This is a genomic window from Microbacterium sp. USTB-Y (assembly GCF_023703415.1).
Classification (GTDB): Bacteria; Actinomycetota; Actinomycetes; order Actinomycetales; family Microbacteriaceae; genus Microbacterium.
In genome coordinates this window covers 261,445-282,528 of record NZ_JAGMTU010000006.1, presented here as the reverse complement: position 1 = coordinate 282,528, position 21,084 = coordinate 261,445, and the positions used below count along the sequence as shown (strand labels likewise).

Annotated in this window: 17 protein-coding genes and 1 riboswitch; all 17 genes read right to left on the bottom strand. The window is 71.4% G+C overall.

Translation table 11 applies throughout. The features are described from left to right. Positions 1-490: 490 nt before the first annotated feature. The 17 genes from argH to J8G10_RS16185 all read right to left on the bottom strand — a co-directional run bounded on the left by argH (position 491) and on the right by J8G10_RS16185 (position 21,067). Positions 491-1,930, bottom strand: coding sequence for an argininosuccinate lyase (gene argH / locus J8G10_RS16265; protein WP_251447248.1), 1,440 nt, complete (start codon positions 1,928-1,930; stop codon positions 491-493). Continuing rightward, positions 1,927-2,877, bottom strand: a complete 951-nt coding sequence (argF, locus tag J8G10_RS16260; protein WP_251447245.1) for an ornithine carbamoyltransferase — start codon at positions 2,875-2,877, stop codon at positions 1,927-1,929. The genes argH and argF overlap by 4 nt, the downstream gene beginning before the upstream one ends. After that, on the bottom strand, positions 2,874-4,094 hold the full coding sequence (locus tag J8G10_RS16255) for an acetylornithine transaminase (protein ID WP_251447241.1): 1,221 nt from the start codon (positions 4,092-4,094) through the stop codon (positions 2,874-2,876). Before J8G10_RS16255 ends, argF begins: the two co-directional genes overlap by 4 nt. Continuing rightward, complete coding sequence (argB, locus tag J8G10_RS16250) at positions 4,091-4,990, bottom strand: acetylglutamate kinase (RefSeq protein WP_251447238.1); 900 nt, start codon at positions 4,988-4,990, stop codon at positions 4,091-4,093. The genes J8G10_RS16255 and argB overlap by 4 nt, the downstream gene beginning before the upstream one ends. Next, entirely contained in the window at positions 4,987-6,144 is a 1,158-nt protein-coding gene (gene argJ, locus J8G10_RS16245; protein ID WP_251447235.1) for a bifunctional glutamate N-acetyltransferase/amino-acid acetyltransferase ArgJ, read from the bottom strand. The genes argB and argJ overlap by 4 nt, the downstream gene beginning before the upstream one ends. Beyond that, the gene (gene argC / locus J8G10_RS16240) at positions 6,141-7,214 is read right to left on the bottom strand and encodes an N-acetyl-gamma-glutamyl-phosphate reductase (RefSeq protein WP_251447233.1); all 1,074 of its coding nucleotides are present in this window, start codon (positions 7,212-7,214) and stop codon (positions 6,141-6,143) included. Before argC ends, argJ begins: the two co-directional genes overlap by 4 nt. Before the next feature lie 293 nt (positions 7,215-7,507). Next, positions 7,508-9,727, bottom strand: a complete 2,220-nt coding sequence (locus J8G10_RS16235) for a bifunctional hydroxymethylpyrimidine kinase/phosphomethylpyrimidine kinase (RefSeq protein WP_251447231.1) — start codon at positions 9,725-9,727, stop codon at positions 7,508-7,510. Then, on the bottom strand, positions 9,724-10,578 hold the full coding sequence (thiM, locus tag J8G10_RS16230) for a hydroxyethylthiazole kinase (RefSeq protein WP_251447229.1): 855 nt from the start codon (positions 10,576-10,578) through the stop codon (positions 9,724-9,726). Before thiM ends, J8G10_RS16235 begins: the two co-directional genes overlap by 4 nt. Continuing rightward, a riboswitch (TPP riboswitch) is annotated at positions 10,569-10,662 on the bottom strand. Its footprint overlaps the gene before it by 10 nt. A 127-nt stretch (positions 10,663-10,789) precedes the next feature. Continuing rightward, entirely contained in the window at positions 10,790-13,312 is a 2,523-nt protein-coding gene (gene pheT / locus J8G10_RS16225; RefSeq protein WP_251447227.1) for a phenylalanine--tRNA ligase subunit beta, read from the bottom strand. Next, a complete protein-coding gene (pheS, locus tag J8G10_RS16220) occupies positions 13,312-14,370 on the bottom strand; it encodes a phenylalanine--tRNA ligase subunit alpha (RefSeq protein WP_374208789.1) in 1,059 nt (352 codons plus the stop codon). Before pheS ends, pheT begins: the two co-directional genes overlap by 1 nt. A gap of 27 nt (positions 14,371-14,397) precedes the next feature. After that, complete coding sequence (locus J8G10_RS16215) at positions 14,398-15,345, bottom strand: amino acid ABC transporter permease (protein WP_251447223.1); 948 nt, start codon at positions 15,343-15,345, stop codon at positions 14,398-14,400. Beyond that, positions 15,342-15,998: an amino acid ABC transporter permease gene (locus tag J8G10_RS16210; RefSeq protein WP_251447221.1), complete on the bottom strand. Its 657-nt coding sequence runs from the start codon at positions 15,996-15,998 to the stop codon at positions 15,342-15,344. The genes J8G10_RS16215 and J8G10_RS16210 overlap by 4 nt, the downstream gene beginning before the upstream one ends. A gap of 101 nt (positions 15,999-16,099) precedes the next feature. Next, positions 16,100-17,008, bottom strand: a complete 909-nt coding sequence (locus tag J8G10_RS16205; protein ID WP_251447219.1) for a glutamate ABC transporter substrate-binding protein — start codon at positions 17,006-17,008, stop codon at positions 16,100-16,102. A 42-nt stretch (positions 17,009-17,050) separates the two neighbouring features. Then, entirely contained in the window at positions 17,051-17,815 is a 765-nt protein-coding gene (locus J8G10_RS16200) for an amino acid ABC transporter ATP-binding protein (protein ID WP_251447217.1), read from the bottom strand. A gap of 197 nt (positions 17,816-18,012) precedes the next feature. Then, a complete protein-coding gene (locus J8G10_RS16195; RefSeq protein WP_251447215.1) occupies positions 18,013-19,005 on the bottom strand; it encodes a TAXI family TRAP transporter solute-binding subunit in 993 nt (330 codons plus the stop codon). Continuing rightward, entirely contained in the window at positions 19,002-20,396 is a 1,395-nt protein-coding gene (locus tag J8G10_RS16190; RefSeq protein ID WP_251447213.1) for a HAMP domain-containing sensor histidine kinase, read from the bottom strand. Before J8G10_RS16190 ends, J8G10_RS16195 begins: the two co-directional genes overlap by 4 nt. A 2-nt stretch (positions 20,397-20,398) precedes the next feature. Then, on the bottom strand, positions 20,399-21,067 hold the full coding sequence (locus tag J8G10_RS16185) for a response regulator transcription factor (RefSeq protein WP_251447211.1): 669 nt from the start codon (positions 21,065-21,067) through the stop codon (positions 20,399-20,401). Positions 21,068-21,084: the final 17 nt, after the last annotated feature.

The following is a 21,084-nucleotide window of genomic DNA, read 5'->3' as shown; positions in this document are numbered from 1 at the left end:
GAGTTGGTCTTTGATCCAAAGGAATTTCTCAACCAGCCCGAAGACTGGACGAGGAATAAATTGGCATTTGACAAGTGCACGCTGTTGAGTTCTCAAGGATCGGATGCTCCTACAGTTCAGCCTCGCGGCATCACAAGTAGGGCTAGATCTCACTCCCGCTCGCTGCGTCTTGCGACGAACCTGGGCCGGGAGTTACCCATCATACTCGATGATCTTCCACAGGGGAAGTTCTTCGTTGAGATGGGTTTTGTTCGCCGCTTGGGGAGTCAGGCCTTCCGGCCCTTCGCTCTACCGCTTGGGGCGAACAAGTAATAAGTTACGCGGATCCGGGGGTTCCGGCAAATCGCGGCCGCACCCCGGGCGTGTCGCACCCCTCGATTCGGCGGCTTCTGCAGGCGAAACACCTGATGAACGAGGAAACCCTCCCCCGTGCGGATGCCCAGAGGAGGGTTTCGGCGGACGGAACAGCATCCGCGGAGGTTCTTTCAGGTCACATCCCGAGAGCGTGAGCAGCCGACTGCGCACGCGCGACGAGCTCGGCGCGCTGCTCGGCGACGCGCACCGGGGCGGTACCGCCGACGCCATCGCGACTGGCCACGGACCCCTCGATCGTGAGCACTTCCCGGACGGCGGGAGTCAGGAGCGGCGACACCTCGGCGAGGAGCGCATCGTCGGCGTCCTCGAGACCGAGCCCGCGCTGCTCGCACGCGCGCACCAGGGAACCGGAGATCTCGTGCGCCTCCCGGAACGGGACCCGGTTCTTCACCAGCCACTCGGCGACGTCGGTCGCGAGCGAGAAGCCCTGGGGAGCGAGCTCGGCCATGCGGTCGGTGTCGAACCGCAGCGTCGCTACCATCCCGGTGAACGCCGGCAGCACGACCTCGAGGGTGCGGACCGAGTCGAAGACCGGCTCCTTGTCCTCCTGCAGATCGCGGTTGTACGCGAGCGGCAGACCCTTGAGGGTGGCCAGGAGCCCGGACAGGTTGCCGATGAGACGCCCGGACTTGCCGCGCGCGAGCTCGGCGATGTCGGGGTTCTTCTTCTGCGGCATGATGCTGGATCCCGTGGAGTAGCCGTCGTCGAGCGTGACGAAGCCGAACTCGCGGGTGTTCCAGAGGATGATCTCCTCGGAGAAGCGAGACAGGTTGACGCCGATCATCGCGGTGATGAAGGCGAACTCCGCGACGACATCGCGGGACGCGGTGCCGTCCAGCGAGTTCTCCGCGGGTCGGTCCAGGCCGAGTTCGCGGGCGACCAGGGCAGGGTCGAGTCCGAGCGTGGATCCGGCCAGCGCTCCCCCGCCGTACGGAGACACCCCGGCCCGCGCGCGCCAGTCGACCAGGCGCTCGAGGTCGCGCACCAGCGGCCAGGCGTGCGCCTGCAGGTGGTGCGCGAGGAGCACGGGCTGGGCGTGCTGCAGATGGGTGCGTCCGGGCAGGATCGCGCTGTCGTGCGCCTGCGCCTGGGCGACGAGCGCGTCGATGAGGCCCAGGACGTCGCGGCCGATGATCCGTGCGTGGTCGATGAGATACATGCGCACGAGCGTCGCGATCTGGTCGTTGCGGCTGCGCCCCGCGCGCAGGCGTCCGCCCAGATCGGCGCCGACCTCGGCGATGAGCGCCGCCTCGAGCGCACCGTGCACGTCCTCGTCGCCCGGCTGCGGGAGAAGCGTGCCGTCGGCGATCTTCGCGGCGAGGGCGTCCAGGCCGGCGTGCATGCGCACCGCCTCATCGGCCTCGAGATAGCCCGCGGCCTCGAGCGCCGTGGCGTGCGCGTGCGAACCGGCGATGTCGTAGGGCGCGAGGATCCAGTCGAAATGCGTCGACCGGCTCAGCTCGGCGAGCTCCGGGCTGGGACCGCCGGCGAACCGGCCGCCCCAGAGCGCGCCCTGATTGGTTCCGTGCGCGGCGGCGCGGCGAGTCTCGGTCACTTCGTTCCCTCGCTCGACGGTCCCGAAGACTTCCCGATGAGCCACACGAGCAGCGCCTTCTGGGCGTGCAGGCGGTTCTCCGCCTCGTCCCAGACCACGCTCTGGGGGCCGTCGATGACGTCGGAGTCGACCTCGTAGCCGCGGTCCGCGGGCAGGCAGTGGATGAAGATCGCCTCGCCGTCGGCGCGCGCCATGGTGCCGGTGGTCACCTTGTATGCGCCGAGGTCGCGCAGCCGCTGCGCCTTCTCCTCCTCCTTGCCCATCGACACCCAGGTGTCGGTGACGATGACATCGGCACCCGCCGCGGCCTCGTCCGGATCCGTGACCAGAGTCAGCGAACCGCCGGTCTCGGCGGCGCGGCGATGGGCGTCGGCCACCACGTCGGCGCGGGGCGCGTAGGCCTCGGGCGACGCGACCCGCACGTGCATGCCCGCGGTGACGCCCGCCAGCACGTAGGAGTGCGCCATGTTGCTTCGTCCGTCGCCGAAGAACGAGAGCGTGAGCCCGGCGAGGTCGCCCTTGTGCTCGCGGATCGTGAGCAGGTCGGCGAGCAGCTGGCACGGGTGGAAGTCGTCGGACAGCGCGTTGATGACCGGGACGCGCGTGCCCTCGGCCATCTCCTCGAGACCCGCCTGCGCGTACGTGCGCCACACGATCGCGGCGACCTGGCGCTCCAGCACCCGAGCCGTGTCGGCCGGGGTCTCCTTGCCTCCGAGCTGGCTGTTCGCCGTCGAGATGATCAGCGGGGATCCCCCGAGGTCGGCGATGCCCACCGCGAACGAGACGCGGGTGCGGGTCGAGGACTTGTCGAAGATCACCGCGACCGTCTGCGGACCGGCGAGGGTCTTGTCGGCCCAGCGGTCCTTCTTGAGCTCGAGCGCGAGGTCGAGGATCTCGGTCTGCTCGGCCGTGGTCAGGTCGTCGTCGCGCAGCAGGTGGCGGGTCATGCGTTCGTCTCCGTGAGAGCGGTGGCCGCGACCTCCGCGAGGGCGGCGGTGAACAGGTCGGTGAACTCGGCGATCTCGGCGTCGCCGATGGTGAGCGCGGGCGCGATCCGGACCGACGAGGGGTTCGCGGCGTTCACGATGAGGCCGAGGCGCTGGGCCGCGGCGACCACCTCGCCCGCCACGGGGGCGGCGAGAGCGACGCCGATGAGCAGCCCGCGTCCGCGGACGCCGGTGACCAGCGGGGATCCGATCCCCTCGACGGCCGCGCGCACCTGGGCGCCCCGGTCGCGCGCGTTCTGCACGAGCCCCGCCTGCTCGATCTCCTCGAGCACGGCGTTGCTGACCGCGGTGGCGAGCGGGTTGCCGCCGAACGTGGAGCCGTGCGAGCCCGGGCCCAGCAGGGCCGCGGCGTCGCCGAACGCGACGAGCGCGCCGATCGGGAAGCCGCCGCCGATGCCCTTCGCCAGGGTGATCGCGTCGGGCACGACGTCCTCGTACTGGAAGGCGAACCAGTCCCCGGTGCGGCCGGCACCGGTCTGGATCTCGTCCACGATGAGCAGCGCCCCGTGCTTCGCCGTCAGCTCGCGCGCAGCGCGGAGATAGCCGTCGGGCAGCTCGAGCACGCCGGCCTCGCCCTGGATGGGCTCGACGAACAGCGCGGCGACCCGGTCGTCCAGCGCCTGCTCGAGCGCCTCGATCGTGGCGGGGATGTGCTCGACGCCGCCGGGCAGCGGCTGGAACGGATCCCGCATCGATGCCTTCGCCGTGAGGGCGAGCGCGCCGATCGTGCGGCCGTGGAACGCGTTGTCGAGCGACAGGATGCGCGGGCGCTCCGCCCCGCCGTGCAGGCGCGCGAGCTTGAACGCGGCCTCGTTGGCCTCGGTCCCGGAGTTCCCGAAGAACACCCGGCCGGCGTCACCTGTGCCGGCGAGGCGCTTGAGCCGGGCCGCGAGCTCGAGCTGCGGCGGGGTGGCGAAGTAGTTCGACACGTGGGCGAGCGTGCCCGCCTGGCGGGACACGGCCTCGACGAAGACGGGGTGCGCATGCCCGAGAGCGGTGACCGCGATGCCCGCGAGGAAGTCGAGGTAGCGTCGCCCCTCGCCGTCCCACAGGTGCGATCCCTCACCGCGGACGAGCAGCTCGTACCGCGTGCCCGCATTCAAGATCAGGTCGCGCTCGGCGCTCTCCTGCCAAGTACCTTCGGCCGGCGACGTCATCCCGCCACCACCTCCGTTCCGATTCCCTTGCTGGTGAACAGTTCGACGAGCACCGAGTGCGGCACCCGCCCGTCGATGATGGCCGCCGCATGCACGCCCGACTCCACGGCCTCCAGGCATGCGGTCATCTTCGGGATCATCCCCGACTCGAGCGACGGGAGCATGGTCTTGAGCTCCGACGTGGTCAGGTGGGAGACGAGCGAGTCGCGGTTAGGCCAGTCCGCGTAGAGTCCGGCGACGTCGGTGAGGATCACGAGCTTGACCGCGCCGAGCGCCGTCGCCAGCGCCGCCGCCGCCGCGTCCGCGTTCACGTTCAGCGACTGGCCCGGATGATCCAGATCCGGGGCGATGCTGGAGACGACGGGGACTCGTCCGGCTGCGAGATGATCGTGGACCGGCGTCGGATCCACCTGGACGACGTCGCCGACGCGACCGAGGTCGACCTCTTCGCCGTCGATGATCACACCGCGGCGACGTCCGCCGAAGAGCCCGGCGTCCTCGCCGCTCAGCCCCGTCGCGATCGGTCCGTGCGAGTTGATCTTCGAGACGAGCTGCGGGTTGACCTGGCCGGTGAGCACCATCCGGACGACGCTGATCGCCTCGGTGTTCGTGACCCGGTAGCCGCCCTTGAACTCGCTGGGGATCTCGAGCCGCTCGAGCATGTCGGAGATCTGCGGCCCCCCGCCGTGCACGACGACCGGCTGCACGCCGACGTAGCGGAGATAGGCGATGTCCTGCGCGAACGCCTCCTGCAGGTCGTCGCTGATCATCGCGTTGCCGCCGTACTTGACCACGACGATCTGATCGCGGTACCTCTTCAGCCAGGGCAGCGACTCGATCAGCGTCTGCGCCTTGATCGCGGCCTCCTCGGGCGCGGTGTCCTGAAGATCGCTCATGAGGAGTACGCGCTGTTCTCGTGCACGTAGTCGTGGGTGAGGTCGTTGGTGCGGATCGTCGCCGCGGCCTCGCCGACCTTGAGGTCGATCACGACGTGCGTCGCGCGCGGCGTCAGGTCGACCTCCTCGCGCGGCCGGTCGGGACCGCCGGCGGTGCACACCCGCACGCCGTTCATCCAGACGTCGACGTCGTAGGGATCGAACGCGGCGCGGGTCGTGCCGATCGCGGCCAGCACACGCCCCCAGTTCGGGTCGTTGCCGAAGATCGCGGCCTTGAACAGGTTGTTGCGCGCGACCGCGCGGCCCACCTCGACCGCATCCTGCTCGCTCGCGGCGTGCAGGACCTCGATCGAGATCGCGTGGCTGGCGCCTTCGGCGTCGTCCTGCAGCTTGCGGGCCAGTTCGTCGGAGACCTCGGTGAGCGCGGCCGCGAAGTCGTCCAGATCGGGCCGGATCCCGCTCGCGCCGTTGGCGAGCAGCGTCACCTGGTCGTTGGTCGACATGCAGCCGTCCGAGTCGAGCCGGTCGAAGGTGGTGCCGGTCGCACGGCGCAGCAGCGCGTGGGCCTCGGCCGCGTCGAGCACGGCGTCGGTCGTGAGCACCACGAGCATCGTCGCCAGCCCCGGCGCGAGCATGCCCGCGCCCTTCGCCATGCCGCCGATGGTCCAGCCGTCGCGGGTCACGGCGACCGTCTTCGCGACGGTGTCGGTGGTCATGATCGCCTCGGCGGCGGCCTGTCCGCCGTCGGCGCTCAGCTGCGCGACCCCGGCCTCGACCCCGGCGAGCACCTTGCCCCGGAAGACCTCGTCCCCGGTGCCGATGAGGCCGGTGGAGCAGACCACCACGTCCCCCGCGCTGACGCCCAGCAGCTCTCCGGCGCGCTCGGCGGTGAGGTGGCTGGTCTGGAACCCGAACGGTCCCGTGAAGCAGTTGGCGCCGCCGGAGTTCAGCACGACGGCCTCGACGATGCCGTCCTTCACGACCTCCTGCGACCAGATGATCGGGTTGGCCTTGGCCCGGTTGCTGGTGAACACCGCCACGCCCACCTTCCGGGGCCCGCGGTTCACCACCAGGGCCACATCGGGCTTGCCGGTGGACTTGAGGCCCGCGACGACGCCGGCCGCCTCGAATCCCTGGGGTGCGGTCACGCTCATGGGGCGACTCCGTTGATGGTGAGCGCCGTGGTCTCGGTGAGACCGAGCGCGATGTTCATGGACTGGATGGCGGCGCCTGCGGTGCCCTTGACGAGGTTGTCGACGGCGGTGACCACCACGACGCGGTTCGCGGCGCGGTCGATCGCGAGGCCGAGGAGCGCCGTATTGGCGCCGAGCACGTCGGCGGTGCGCGGGACGGATCCCTCCGGCAGCAGCTGCACGAAGGTCTCTCCGTCGTAGGCGCTCTCCCACGCCTCGCGGATCTGGGCGTCGGTGGCACCGGGCGCGATCGGCGCGGTCGAGGTGGCGAGGATCCCGCGCGCCATCGGCACGATGACGGGGGTGAAGGAGATCCGGATCCCCTCCGGATCCACGATCCCGGAGACGGTCGACGGGCCCGACGCGGCGGCGAGCGCCTGACGGATCTCGGGGATGTGCCGGTGCGTGCCGCCCACCGCGTAGGGGTTGGCGGATCCGAGGATCTCGCTGCCCAGCAGGTGCGGCTTGAGGCTCTTGCCGGCGCCGGAGGGACCGACGGCGAGCACCGTCACGATGTCGGACGGGTCGATCACGCCGGCCGCGACGCCGGGGGCGAGGCTCAGGCTCACGGTGGAGGCGTTGCAGCCGGGGGCCGCGACCCGGGTCGCGCCGCGGAGGTGCTCGCGCTGCTTCCCTCCATCGACCAGGAGCTCGGGCACGCCGTAGCTCCACGGCTCGTGGAACGCTCCGCCGTAGAAGGCGTCCCACGCGGTCTGCGACGTCAGCCGGTGGTCGGCCCCCGCGTCGATCACGAGCGGGACGTCGCCGAGCGCATCGGTGTACTGCCCCGACTGCCCGTGCGGCAGTGCGAGGAACACGATGTCGTGGCCGGCGAGGATCTCGGGCGTCGTGTCCTGCAGGGTCAGGTGAGCCAGGGAGCGCAGATGCGGCTGGTGCTCGGAGAGCTTCTGGCCGGCGTTCGAGTGCGCCGTGACGGTGCGGATCTCGACGTCGGGATGGCTCGCGAGCAGGCGAAGGATCTCGCCGCCCGCATAGCCGGATGCGCCGGAGACGGCGACGGAATACGTCATGCTTCCACCTTAACGGTCGGGTCTGCCGCGGACGCCCAAGAAGACGGCGCGCGGCAGGAGTGCGATGCGGGGCCGGAGGCGGCGACGCCGGCGCTCGACCGCGTACGACACGGGAGCGCAGGGTCGCCTAGAGTCGGCGGTCGCCCGAGCGGCGTCGACGCACCACGGTGACACCCGCCGGGGTGGTCGTGTGCGGAGCCGGAAGCATGCGGCGACCCTATCGCGGGGCCGGGCCCTCGTCCAAATCGAGGGCCCAGCCCCGCGTCATCGCACCGGAGACCGGGCGGATCCCCTCAATCGCGGAGGTCGGCTGCGGCGAAGAACGCGCGTTCGTGCTCGCTCGAGCGCACGAAGGCGACCCGCATCCGCTCGCGCGTGACCGGGTCGGCCGCGGCGGCGTGCGCGGAGACGATCCGGATCGCCTCCTCGGTGGCTTCGGCGAACCGCGGATCCGCGTACTCGTCGAGCCACTCCGCGAAGGGGTGCACGGCGTAAGGGCGCACCGGGTCCGCCTTCGCCTGCGCATGCAGCCGGGTGCCGACGTCGGCGTAGATCCAGAAGCAGGGCAGCAGAGCCGCGATGAGCACCCGGTAGTCGCCGTCGAACGCCGCACCCCGCAGATGGTCCAGGTAGGCGGTCGTCGCCGGCACGGGCTCCGCGCGGAACGTGGCCGCGCCGATCCCCTCCGGCGACAGCAGGCTGGCGTGCAGCTGCAGCTCCCCGATGACGGACTGCTCGGCGGAGTGCGCCCAGAACGCCTGCTCCGCGGAGTCCGGCGCGAGGCGCGCCGCCTCGGCGAGGGTGCGCGCATAGTCGCGCAGATACAGGGCGTCCTGCGCGAGGTACGCCCGGAACGGGGCCTCCGGCAGGCTTCCGTCGGCGAGGCGGCGCAGGAACGGCAGGTCGTCGATCGCGCGACGGATCGGGGCGATCGACGACCACCACGCTGCGGCGACCTCCTCGCGAGCGGGATGCGCCTCGAGCCCGCCGCGACGCCACAGCCCGGCGAAGTGGCTGACCGGGCCGTGACCGGATCCGACCTGCAGTCCGGCCCCGGCGGCGATCGACTCGCGGAGCCACGACCGCACCTCGGTCACCGCTTCGCGCCAGTCGCGGTCCGCGGCCCGCCGGGTCGCGAGCGCGGCGGAGAGCGAGCAGCCGGTGCCGTGCGTGCTGGCGGTGCGGATCCGGGATCCGGGGTACTCCCGCACCGGCCCGAACGGGCCGACGAGCGCGTCGGGCGCCTCGTCTCCGCCGAGATGCCCGCCCTTCACGAGCACCAGAGCGCCGGTCTCCGCAGAGAGCCGCTGCGCCTGGGCGAGCGCGCCTGCCCAGCTCGCTGCGGCGGATTCGCGCACGAGGACGGCCAGCTCCGGAAGGTTCGGCGTGATCAGGTCGGCCAGCGGCAGCAGCGCGCACAGCGCCTGCTCCGCTGCCGCATCCAGGAGCCGGTCGCCGCTCGTGGAGACCATCACGGGATCCAGCACGACGGTCGGCGGGCGATGCACGCGCAGCCAGGATCCGACCTCGGCGATCACCTCCGCGTCGGCGAGCATCCCGATCTTCACCGCGTCGACGCGCACGTCGTCGCCGAGGGCATCGAGCTGGGCGCGCAGGAACGAGGCGGGAGGCACGTGCACACCGCGGACGCCCCGGGTGTTCTGGGCGGTCAGCGCGGTGATCGCGGCCATGCCGTAGCCGCCGTTCGCGGCGATCGACTTGAGGTCGGCCTGGATCCCGGCACCCCCGGAGGGGTCGCTGCCGGCGATCGAGAGCACGCGCGCGATCCCGCCCGCGCCCCACGCGCGCAGCAGCTTGCGTGCGGCGACCCGCGGATCCGGGGCGGCGCAGAGCGCCGACACCACCGCGACCCCCGCGGCACCGCCGGCGCGGAGCGCAGCGACGTCGGCGCGCTCGATGCCGCCGATCGCGACGCAGGGCAGCGGGCTGTCGGCGGCGAACGCGGCGAACCCCGCCACGCCGAGGGGAGCCGGGTGGTCGGGCTTGGTGCTCGTCGGGTGGATGACGCCGACGCCGAGGTAGTCCACGGTGCCGGAGGGCAGCGCCCGCACGGCGTCGAGGTGCGCTGGCGTGTTCGCGGTGAGCCCGACGATCGCGTCGGGGCCGAGGAGGGAGCGCGCGGTGAGCGGCGAGGCGTCGGACTGCCCGAGGTGGATCCCGTCCACGCGGGCTCCGCGGCGACGCGCCTCCACGACCGCGTCGAGGCGGTCGTCCACGACGAGCAGCGCCCGCCCTGCGATGACCTCGGACAGCGCGCACAGCTGCTCCACGATCGACGCGTCGTCGGCGTCCTTGTCGCGCAGCTGCACGATCCGCGCCCCGCCGGAGACGGCCGCGTCGACGACCGCGGCCACGCCACGCTCCCCGCAGAGCGCCGGATCCGTGACGAGGTAGAGCGCGAGATCGTCGCGGCGGAGACGGGCAGCACGGCGGGCCGGCACCGCCTCGGGTGCGGCCTCCTGCGGCGCGGTGAGGACCTCCGCCCCGATCATGCGGCCACTCCCTGCCCCGCCTCGACGCGAGCGCGGACGGCGAGATGCTCCGGACGGACCGCCGAGAGCGCGTCGAGGAGCCGGACGGCGAAGGATCCGGGTCCGGCTGCACCCTCCGCCGCGTCCTCGGCGGCGACGGTGTAGACGAGGGTCGCCGCCGTCGCGGCGACCAGCGGGTCGTGCCCGGTCCGTCGCGCCGTACCGAGGAACGCGGCCATCACGGCGCCGAGGGCGCAGCCGCCCCCGGTGACCCGGGTGAGCAGGGCGTCGCCGTTCGCGACGCGGATCGTGCGCTCGGCGTCGACGAGGAGGTCGACCGGGCCGGAGACGGCGACCGCTCCCCCGGTCCGTCGCGCGAGGTCGCGAGCCGCGTCCGCCGCCGCCTCCGTCGCGTCGAGCGCGTCCACGCCGCGCCCGCCCTGGCTGAGGCCGGCGAGCGCGAGGATCTCGGACGCGTTGCCGCGGATGAGCGTGGGACGCAGGCCCAGCAGATCCTGCGCCAGCGCGGTCCGCACCGGGAGAGCCCCCACGGCCACCGGGTCGAGCACCCAGGGCGTGCCCGCCGTGCGCGCCCCTCCGACGGCCTCGAGGCTCGCCGACCGCTGCTCGGGCGTGGGGGTGCCGAGGTTCACCAGGAGACCGGAGGAGATCGCGGCGAACATGCCGGCTTCGCCCGTAATGTCCACCATCGCCGGCGCGGCGCCGAGGGCGAGCAGCACATTGGCGGTGAACCCGGTGACCACCGAGTTGGTGATGCAGTGCACGAGCGGGGGCTCCACCCGCAGCTCCCGCAGAAGGTCCGCGGCGGATCCCACCACGGACTCGGACGACGTTTCCAGACGCGCGCTCATCGCGACATCCCTTCGCTAGTACGACCTAGATCAGGTTCGACGGGTGTGATCTCAGCCGCGGATGCGGCACCCCGTGTCACTGCCGGTCAGTCTAGCCAGGAACGCCGCCAGGGCCTTGCGGGTCGAAGGTCCCCGGCGCGACGAGAGCGCCAGCACGACCGATCCGCGGATCCGGTCATTCAGGCGCTCTTCGCCGTGCGATCGTCAGGTCTCAGTCGCGGAGCTGGGCTCCGAACCGCTCGGTCGCCACGGCGACGCCCGCGAGCTTGGCCTCGGTCGCCTCGGCGGCGGTGAGGGTGCGGTCCTCTGCCCGGAACCGCAGCGCGAAGCTGAGGCTCTTGGATCCGGCCGGAACGCCCTCGCCGCGGTAGTCGTCGACGAGGCGGACCGACTCGAGGAGCGCACCGGAACCCTCGGAGAGCGCCGCGCTCACCTCCGCCGCGGGGATCCCCGCGTCCACCACGAGCGACACGTCCTGGGTCGCGGCGGGGTAGGTCGACAGCGAGGCCGCGACCACGCGCTCCCCCGCCCGTGCCAGGACGCCGTCGAGATCGAGCTCGAGCACCACCGCGCGTCCCGGCAGATCCGCATCCGCGGACACCTGCGGGTGCAGCTCACCGACGTAGCCGACCTCGACGCCGCGCACCCGGAGCACGCCCGTGCGTCCCGGATGGAGCGCGGCACGGGTGCCCTGCACGACCTCGATCGGGACGCCCGCCGCCTCGGCGACGACGCGCACGGCGTCGAGCGCCTCGCTGAGTCCGTACTCCTCGGCCGCTCGCCCGGGCTGGCGGGGAGTGACGTGCCCCGTGAACAGCGCCGCGAGATGGCGGGCCTGCGGCGGGATCGAGGCGTTCAGCGCCTCGAGCGTCTCGTCCGAGGGCCTGGCGCCCAGCGGCGGCACCTCCTCGGTGCCGTACACGACGCCGGGCTCGGGCAGGAACACGATGCCGGTCTCGAAGATCGCGAGATCGACGAGGCCGCGCGCGAGGTTGCGGTGCGCGATCTGCAGCAGGCCGGGAAGCAGCGAACGGCGCAGGAACGGCGCCTGCCCGTCGAGCGGGTTGGCCAGGCGCACGCCGGGGATGCTCTCCCCCGAGGCGGAGCCGTGCAGGTCGTTCTGCTCCTGCGTCGTGAACGGGAACGCCGGGGTCTCCACGAGCCCCGCGGCGGCCAGGGCGTTCGCGACGCGACGCCGACCCTGCTGCAGGTCGGTGAGTCCACGACCGGACGGCGGCGTGGGCAACACGGACGGGATCCGGTCCAGTCCGTGGATGCGCGCGACCTCCTCGGCCAGCGTCCACTTGTCGGTGAGGTCGGGCCGCCAGCTCGGCGGGATCACGGTCCAGCCGGCCCCTGAGCCCGTCAAAGCGTCGACCGGGGTCACCTCGGCGCCGATCGTCTCGAGGGCGCCGGTCACCTCGGCGTCCGTGTAGTCGACGCCGATGAGCCCCTGCACGAAGCCGGCCGGCAGCTCGATGCCCGAGACGAAGACCTCGGCGAAGAGCGCACCGCCCTCGTCGGTCAGCGTGCCGCCCGCGAGCTCGACCATGAGGTCGGCCACGCGCCGCGCCGCCGCGAACGGGATGAGCGGATCCACACCGCGCTCGAAGCGCTTGGAGGCCTCGCTCGGGAGCTTGTGGCGACGCGCCGAACGCGCGATCGTGATCGGATCGAACGTGGCAGCCTCGATCAGCACGTTGCGGGTGGTCTCGCTCATCTCCGTGGTGCCGCCGCCCATGACGCCGGCCAGGCCGATCGGCCCCGATCCGTCGGTGATGAGGAGGTCCTCGGCGCTGAGCGTGCGCTCCTGGCCGTCGAGCGTGACCATGGTCTCGCCCTCCGCGGCACGACGGATCACGATGTTCCCGTCGAGCTTGTCCAGGTCGTAGCCGTGCACGGGGTTGCCGAGCTCGAGCATCACGTAGTTCGTGATGTCGACGAGCACGCCGAGCGAGCGCATGCCCGCGAGCGTGAGGCGGGCGATCATCCACGGCGGGGTGGGACGGGACGGATCCACGTCGCGCACCACGCGCGTCACGAACTCGGTCGCCCCGGCGTTGCCGCGGATCGGCGCCGCGTCCTCGACGACGGCGGTGAAGCCCGTGCCGGGCTGGAGCTCGGCGAAGTCGCGCTCCGCGGGGTCGCGGAAGGCCGCGCCGGTCGCGTGCGCGTACTCGCGCGCGACGCCGCGGATCGAGAACGCATAGCCGCGGTCGGGGGTGACGTTGATGTCGACGGCCACGTCGTCCAGCCCCAGCAGGGCGATCGCGTCGGTTCCGACGGGCGCGTCGATGCCGAGCTCGGACAGGATGAGGATCCCGTTGTGCTCGTCGCCGAGGCCCAGCTCGCGCGCGGACGCGATCATGCCGTCCGAGACGTGCCCGTAGGTCTTGCGCGCGGCGATCGGGAACGGCCCCGGCAGCACCGCGCCCGGCAGGGTCACGACCACCTTGTCGCCCACGGCGAAGTTGTGCGCGCCGCAGACGATGCCGCGGACGCCCCCCTGGGCGTCACCGACGTCGACCTGGCACCACCGGATGGTCTTGCCGTTGGACTGGGGCTCCTCCTCGAAGGAGAGCACCTGTCCCACCACGACCGGACCCGAGATGCCGAAGCCGTGCAGCTCCTCCTCCTCGAAGCCCACCGAGACGAGCGCCGCGAAGACGTCGTCCGGCGTCGCCGAGTCGGCCACATCCACGTACTCACGCAGCCACGAAAGCGGGACGCGCATCACACCACCATCCCGAACTGCTCGCTGAAACGGACATCGCCCTCTGCCATGTCGCGCATGTCCTGCACGTCGCTGCGGAACATGAGCGCCCTCTCGACGCCCATGCCGAACGCGAAGCCGCTGTACACGTCGGGGTCGATCCCCGCCGCGCGCAGCACGTTGGGGCTGATCATGCCGCAGCCGCCCCACTCGATCCAGCGCGCGCCGCCCTTGAAGGTCGGGTGCCAGAGGTCCAGTTCGGCGGACGGCTCCGTGAAGGGGAAGAAGTTCGTGCGGAAGCGGGTCTTCGCCTCCGGGCCGAAGAGCTGGCGCGCGACGTGGTCGAGCGTGCCCTTGAGGTGGGCCATCGAGATGCCCTTGTCGACGACGAGGCCCTCGAACTGCGTGAAGACGGGAAGGTGCGTCGCGTCGAACTCGTCGGTGCGGTACACCCGCCCGGGGCAGAGCACGTAGATCGGCACCTCGCGGTCGAGCATCGAGCGCACCTGCACCGGGCTGGTGTGCGTGCGCATGACGAGGTGGCGCGAGGGCGGATCCACGTAGAACGTGTCCTGCTCCTGACGCGCCGGGTGGTCGACGTCGAAGTTCAGCGCGTCGAAGTTGAACCACTCGTGCTCGAGCTCGGGGCCTTCGGCGATCTCCCAGCCCATGCCGACGAACACGTCGCTGATCTGATCCTGCAGCAGGGTCAGCGGATGCCGGGCGCCGACGCGGCTGCGCGAGGCGACCGCGGTCATGTCGACCCGCTCGGCCTCGAGGCGCGCGGCGATCTCGGCCTCGGCCAGCTCCGCCTCCTTCGCCGCGAGGGCCTGCGTGACGCGCCCGCGGCCCTGGCCGATGAGCTTGCCGAACGCCGCCTTGTGCTCGGGCGCGACCTGGCGCATCGACGCGTTGAGGATCGCGAGCGGCGACCCCTCGGCGACGTGCGCGGCGCGTGCCGCCTTCAGCTCGGCGGTGTCTGCCGCGGATCCGATCGCGGCGAGCGCGGCCTCGACGGCGGTCTCCACCGCCTCGGGCGTGATCTCAGGGGAAGTCTGTGCGTTGTCGGACACGAGAATCGAGTCTACCGGCGCGCACCCGCAGGCTCAGACGCTCGGACCGGTGCTGGTGCCGTCGAACTTGCCCGCGCCGCGCTGCATCGCGATGACCTCCGTGACGGTGCTGCCGTCGTGGATCCGAGGATCGCCACCGCCCGCATCCGGGGTGTAGCCCTTCATCTTCGGCGAGCGCCGGGTGCGCACCTCGAGCCACTTCGCGATGCCGGAGAGGATCAGGCACATCGAGATGTAGATCACGGCGACGATGAGCCCGGCCTGCAGGAGCGGGCGGCCCGGCTGCGAGCTGAGGTACTTCGCGTAGTAGATGAGCTCGGGGTAGGTGATGATGAAGCCGAGCGCGGTGTCCTTGAGCGTCACCACGAGCTGGGCGACGATGACCGGCAGCATGGCGCGGATAGCCTGCGGCAGCAGGATGAACGCCATCACGCCGGACTTGCGCAGGCCGATCGCGTACCCGGCCTCCTTCTGGCCCCTCGGGAGCGCCTCGATGCCCGCGCGCAGCGCCTCGGCGAGCACCGAGCCGTTGTAGAGCACCAGGCCGATCACGACCGCGGCGTAGGCCGACATCCGGAACGTGGATCCGGGGATCGAGTTCACGCCGTAGAAGAAGATCATCATCATGACCAGCACCGGCACGGCGCGCAGCAGCTCGATCACCACGGTGACCGGGACCCGCACCCAGGCGTGGTCCGAGAGCCGTCCGATCGCGAGCACGAAGCCGAGCACGATGCTGCCGACGCCGGCGGCGAGGAACGCGCTCACCGTCGCCCACAGCGCCTGGGCCATGCCCTGCCACACGAGCGAGTAGGTGAAGAGGTTCCAGCGGCTCGCGTCGAACTGGCCCGTGGCCGCGAAGCGGTACACGATGAAGCCGACGGCGGCGAGGACGATCAGTACCGTCACGAGACCGAGGATGCGGTTGCGCAGCACCGCACGGGGACCGGGGACGTCGTAGAGAACGGATGCGCCGCTCATCGGACGATCCTCCACTTCTTCTCGAAGTGCCGTTGCACGAGGCTCAGCAGGAACACGAGGACGATGAACACGACGGCGACCCAGAGCAAGATCTCCATGACCGTGCCGGGCCGGTTCGCCGAATCGGCGACCGTGGCGCGGAGGGCGGCGAGCTCAGCGATGGAGAAGCCCGCGGCGACCGTGGTGTTCTTCAGCAGCGCGATGAACACGCTCATCATGGGCGGCACGACCGAGCGGAACGCCTGCGGCATGACGACCAGGGTCATCACCTGTCCGAAGGAGAGGCCGATCGCGCGCGCCGCCTCCGCCTGCCCGACGGGCACCGTGTTGATGCCGGCGCGGAGCACCTCGGCGACATAGGTGGCCGTGTAGATGCCGAGGGCGATGATGCCCAGCGGCATGAACGGGATCTCCGGGAGGTCGAGCTTCGGATATCCGAACACGAAGAAGAAGAACACCAGGGTCAGCGGGGTGTTGCGGACGAGGTTCACGTAGACGGTGCCGACGCCCCTCGCGATCGGGACTGGCGAGACGCGCATGGCGCCCACGACCGTGCCGAGCACGAGGGCCAGCGCGCCGCCGCCGAGGAAGAGCAGGACCGTATTGAGGGTCGCCTGACCCCACAGGTCGAGGTTGCCCAGGAGTGCATCCACGCCATCTCTCCTTCGAGTTCGAGGACTGGGTTCGGAGGCGTCCGCGGACGCCGGGAGGGAAGACGCGGCCGGCGGGGATCAGCCCCGCCGGCCGCCCCGGATCACTTGTCGACTGCGGGCTGAGTGACCTTCAGGCCGCTCGCCCCCAGGTTCTTCTCGAAGATCGCGGTCCAGGTGTCCCCTCCGTCGGTGAACATCGTGTTGATGAACGTCTGCAGCGCGGTGTCGCCCTTGGCGAGGCCGACTCCGTAGCGCTCGGTCGTGAAGGGCTCGCCGACGACCTTGAGCTCCTCGGGATCCTGCGCGGCGTAGCCGATGAGGATCGCCTGGTCCGTCGTGACCGCGTCGACCTGCTTGTTGATCAGCTGCTCCACGCACGCGGAGTACAGGTCGAGGCCGACCGTCTTGGTGTCGGGGAAGTTCGCCTGGATGTTCTGCAGCGGCGTGGATCCGGTCGCCGAGCACACGGTCTTGCCGGCGAGGTCCTTCTCGCTCTTGATCGTGTCCTCGCCCTTGCGGACGAGCAGGCCCTGCCCCGTGACGAAGTAGGGGCCGGCGAAGTCGATCACGGCCTTGCGCTTGTCGGTGATCGAGTAGGTGCCCACGTAGTAGTCGATGTCGCCGTTCACGATCGACTGCTCACGGTTCGCGGAGGGGATCGCCTTGAACTCGATCTTGTCCTCGCTGTAGCCGAGCGACGCGGCGATCCAGCGCGCGATGTCGACGTCGAAGCCGGTGCGCTCGCCCGTGGTCGCGTCCTTGAAGCCGAGACCCGGCTGGTCCTCCTTGACGCCGATCGTGATCTTGCCGTTCTTGGTGATCCGGTCGAACGTGGGGCTGCCCTCGAGCTTGACGTCCTTGGCGACCTCGAACAGCGGCTTGTCGCTGGTGGGGGCGACGCCCTCCCCGGTCGCGCCGGGGCTGGTCGGGCTGCCGCTGTTGCAGCCCGTGAGGGCGATCAGGGCGACGGCGGCGATGCCGATGCCGGTGAGGATCCGTGACTTTCGCATGTGCTTCTCCTTCGGTGCAGGTGCTGTGGTGCGGGGATCAGGTCAGTGGGTGAGCAGCTTGGACAGGAAGTCCTTGGCCCGGTCCGACTGCGGGTTCGTGAAGAACTCCTCGGGCTCGGCCTCCTCGAGGATCCGGCCGTCGGCCATGAACACGACGCGGTTCGCGGCCTTGCGCGCGAAGCCCATCTCGTGCGTGACGACGATCATCGTCATGCCGCTCGCGGCGAGCTCGACCATGACGTCGAGCACCTCCGTGATCATCTCCGGATCCAGGGCGCTGGTCGGCTCGTCGAAGAGCATCACCTTCGGGTGCATGGCGAGCGCCCGTGCGATCGCGACGCGCTGCTGCTGACCGCCGGAGAGCTGCGCGGGGAGCTTGGAGGCCTGCTTGGCGACCCCGACGCGCTCGAGGAGCTGCATGGCCTCCTTCTCGGCGTCCGCCTTCTTCATCCCGCGCACCTTGATGGGACCGAGGGTGACGTTCTCCAGGATCGTCAGATGCGCGAAGAGGTTGAACGACTGGAACACCATGCCGACGTCCGCGCGGAGCTGGGCGAGGCCCTTGCCCTCCGCGGGCAGCTCCTCGCCGTCGATCGTGATGGAACCGCTGGTGATCGTCTCCAGGCGGTTGATCGTGCGGCAGAGCGTGGACTTGCCGGATCCGGACGGACCGATGATCACGACCACCTCGCCCTTGTGCACGGTGAGGTCGATGTCGGTCAGCGCCTGGAATTCGCCGTAGTGCTTCTGCACGTTCTGCACGACCACGAGAGGGGCGCCGAGGGCAGCAGGGGTGACGTCGGTCATGACTGACTCTCCGATGAATCGAATGGCCGGATGGTTCGGGTTCTCGCCAGGACCCTGCGGGCCCCGACGCGATGACGTTATTGGCTCCGCGGCCCGCGGAACGCCTCGCTTGAGGATTCCTTGAGGGTTTCGTCGCTCCGGTTTCCGGGGTGTTTCCCGCCGGCGACGACGATGTTCCGGAGGAGGGGGTCGCGACCTCAGTCGTGGGTCTCGCGGTAGTAGCGCACCGCGCCGTCGTGCAGGGCGATCGGGTCCGTGAAGATCGCCTGACGACGATCGAGCAGGGCGGCGGCCGGGGCGCCCCGGGCGATCTCGCCGCGCTGCTCGAACAGCACCGCGGTCGCGTCGTGGATGAGCCCTTCGGGGGCGTCGGCACGCGTGACCAGGTAGTTGGGCACCGTCATCGTCACGGTCGACGCGTCGATGCCGTAGGCGCCGACGGGGAAGTCCGCCTGCCGGTACGCGCCCGCGTGCGCGGCGTTGACCGCGTCGACGACCGCCGGCGGGATCGACAGCAGCCGGATCGGGGTGTCCGCGGCGAGCGTGGCGATACCGGGCGTGGGCAGCCCGCCCACCCAGAAGAAGCCGTCGATCTCGCCGCGCCGCAAGGCCCCGATCGAGGCCTCCAGCCCGAGCTCCGGGTTGCGGATGCCGGCCGGATCGACGTCCGCCGCCCCGAGGATCCGCCGGGCGACGAGATCCACGCCGGAGCCGCGCGCGCCGAGCGAGACCGCGCGTCCGGCGAGGTCGCGGAGGTCGTGCACGTCCGACCCCGCCCGCACCACGATGTGCACGTACTCGTCGTACAGCCGCGCCACCGCCACGATCGGGAGCGGCTCGGAGAACGCTCCGGTGCCCGCGACGGCGTCGGCCACGGCGTCGCCCTGCGCGAAGCCGAACACGGCGGTGCCCGCGCCGATGCGCTCCAGGTTGTCGACGGATCCGTTGGTCGCCTGCGCGGTGAACGTCGCGCCGAGGTGCGCGCTCAGCGCGGCCGCGAACCGCTGCCCGTACGCGTAGTACACGCCCGTCGCTCCCCCGCCGGCGATCGCCTGCGGCCGGTCCGCCCAGCCGCGATCGGCCGGGGCGCAGGCCGCCAGTCCGAGCACGGTCAGCAGGCACAGCACCAGGGCGAGCGCCCGCGCCGCCCGGGTCCTCCCGCGCACGCGACGGCCGGCCTCCGCACTCATCGCGTCTCCGTCCCGGGCAGCATCAGCACCACGCGGAGGCCGCCGCCGTCGGCCGCCTCGACCCGCACGCCTGCATCGACGGTGGCGAGCAGATCGGTGGCGATGGCGAGGCCGAGACCCGTGCCCGGCGTGGTGCGGGTGCGATCGCTGCGCCAGAACCGGTCGGTCGCGTGCGCGAGCTCCTCCTCGGGCAGTCCAGGACCGTGGTCGCGCACCGTCAGCTCGCATCGGTCCTGGACGCGCGCCGCGGTGACCTCGATCTGCGCGCCCGCGGGCGAGAACTTCACCGCGTTGTCGATCACCGCGTCGAGCGCGCTCTCCGCGATCGTCTCATCGGTGCTGGAGAGCACGCGGCCGCCGGCCCCCGGCCCGGGGGCGAGCAGGACCAGGGCGACGCCCTTCGCCGCCGCCGCGTCCCGCCAGGACTCCACCCGGCGGCGCGCGAGGGCGACGAGGTCGATCGGATCGCGCGACGGAGCCGGATCCGCGCCGCGCGCGAACGCGAGCAGGGTGTCCAGGATCCGGGTCATGCGGCGTCCCTCCTCCCGGGTCGCCTCGACGTCGCGGTCCCAGCTGCGGTCCAGGCCGGTCGCGAGCGACTCCACCCGCAGCAGGAGCGCGCTCAGGGGGTTGCGCAGCTCGTGCGAGGCGTTGAGCGCGAACTCCTGCTGGCGCGACACCACCCGCTCGATCTCCTCCGCCATCCGGTTGAACAGCAGGATCATCCGGTGCAGTTCCGGCGGGCCCGTGTCGTCGGCGATCCGCGCCTCCATGTCGCCGCGTTCGATCGCCTCCATCGCCTCGTCCACCCGGTGCACCGGGCGCAGCACCCAGCCGGCCAGACGCACGACCACGAGCAGGCCGACTCCGATCGCGAGCACGCTCACGACGCCGAGCAGGATCCACTGCCGCACGATCTCGGAGCGCGGCGCGTCCACGCTCGCGGACATCACCACCGCGCCGATCACGTCGCTGCCGTCGAAGATGGGCTCGACGAGCGACTGCTCCGCGAACTGCCACGGCAGCAGCACCGGCTCGGGCAGGTCGCTGCGCCGCCCGGAGAGCGCGAGCTGCACCTTGTCGGCGGTCGGCTGGTCGAGCACCTCCGCGTCGGCCTGCTGCGGCGACCAGGGTCGCCCGGAGCGGTCGACGACGACCACCCGTGTTCCGTACAGCGCGCTGTAGCGGCGCAGCTCCCCGTCCAGGACCTCGGCGCTGCCCGAGAGCAGCGCCTGGCGCGCGCTCGTCACGAACGTGCCGATATCGCCGATCTGCTGGGTGTAGAAGGACTGCTGCACGCTGCGCGAGGCCGCCCATCCGTACGCGCCGCCGAGCAGCAGCAGCACCGCCGCCAGCGGCACCAGGAACACGACGAACAGACGACGACGCACGGTCAGAGGCCCGTCAGGCGGTATCCGATCCCGCGCACGGTCTCGATGAGCGCGGGACGGCCGATCTTGCGGCGGATGGAGGCGACGTGCACCTCGAGCGAACGGGCGAAGCTCTGCCAGTCGGTGTTCCACACCTCGCGGATGAGGCGCTCCCGCGGCACGGCGACGCCCGGATACCGGGCCAGCACCGCGATGACGTCGAACTCCTTGCGGGTCAGCTCCACCGGCTCGCCGTCGACCAGCACCCGGCGCGCGACGAGGTCGATGCGGACGCCGTCGATGTCGATGCCGACCTGGCCCAGCCCGCCGCCGATCGCCTGGCTGCGGCGCGTCACCGCTTCGATACGGGCGAGGAGCTCCTGCACGTCGTACGGCTTGACGAGGAAGTCGTCGGCCCCGGCCCGCAGCCCGCGGATGCGCTCGTGCACCTGGCTGCGCGCCGTGGCGATGAGGATCGGCACGCCGCTGACCGTACGGATGCGACGGCACAGCTCGATCCCGTCGATGTCGGGGAGCCCGAGGTCCAGGATGACCGCCTCGGTGTCGGTGCCGAGCATCTCGAGCGCACCGCGTCCGTCGCCGGCGCGCTCCACCGCGTAGCCGGCGCGGCCCAGGAATCCGGCGAGGGCGTCCGCCACGCGTTCGTCGTCCTCGACGATCAGGATCTTCATGAACGCCGTCCCCTCGC

Excerpts from the sequence above, each read along its gene's own strand:
- J8G10_RS16215 (WP_251447223.1), bottom strand. The coding sequence starts at position 15,345 with ATGAGCGGCGCATCCGTTCTCTACGACGTCCCCGGTCCCCGTGCGGTG.
- J8G10_RS16235 (WP_251447231.1), bottom strand. The coding sequence starts at position 9,727 with ATGATCGGGGCGGAGGTCCTCACCGCGCCGCAGGAGGCCGCACCCGAG.
- argF (WP_251447245.1), bottom strand. The coding sequence starts at position 2,877 with ATGACCCGCCACCTGCTGCGCGACGACGACCTGACCACGGCCGAGCAG.
- J8G10_RS16205 (WP_251447219.1), bottom strand. The coding sequence starts at position 17,008 with ATGCGAAAGTCACGGATCCTCACCGGCATCGGCATCGCCGCCGTCGCC.
- J8G10_RS16255 (WP_251447241.1), bottom strand. The coding sequence starts at position 4,094 with ATGACGTCGCCGGCCGAAGGTACTTGGCAGGAGAGCGCCGAGCGCGAC.
- J8G10_RS16185 (WP_251447211.1), bottom strand. The coding sequence starts at position 21,067 with ATGAAGATCCTGATCGTCGAGGACGACGAACGCGTGGCGGACGCCCTC.
- argB (WP_251447238.1), bottom strand. The coding sequence starts at position 4,990 with ATGAGCGATCTTCAGGACACCGCGCCCGAGGAGGCCGCGATCAAGGCG.
- argJ (WP_251447235.1), bottom strand. The coding sequence starts at position 6,144 with ATGAGCGTGACCGCACCCCAGGGATTCGAGGCGGCCGGCGTCGTCGCG.
- thiM (WP_251447229.1), bottom strand. The coding sequence starts at position 10,578 with ATGAGCGCGCGTCTGGAAACGTCGTCCGAGTCCGTGGTGGGATCCGCC.
- pheT (WP_251447227.1), bottom strand. The coding sequence starts at position 13,312 with ATGCGCGTCCCGCTTTCGTGGCTGCGTGAGTACGTGGATGTGGCCGAC.
- J8G10_RS16195 (WP_251447215.1), bottom strand. The coding sequence starts at position 19,005 with ATGAGTGCGGAGGCCGGCCGTCGCGTGCGCGGGAGGACCCGGGCGGCG.
- argC (WP_251447233.1), bottom strand. The coding sequence starts at position 7,214 with ATGACGTATTCCGTCGCCGTCTCCGGCGCATCCGGCTATGCGGGCGGC.
- J8G10_RS16200 (WP_251447217.1), bottom strand. The coding sequence starts at position 17,815 with ATGACCGACGTCACCCCTGCTGCCCTCGGCGCCCCTCTCGTGGTCGTG.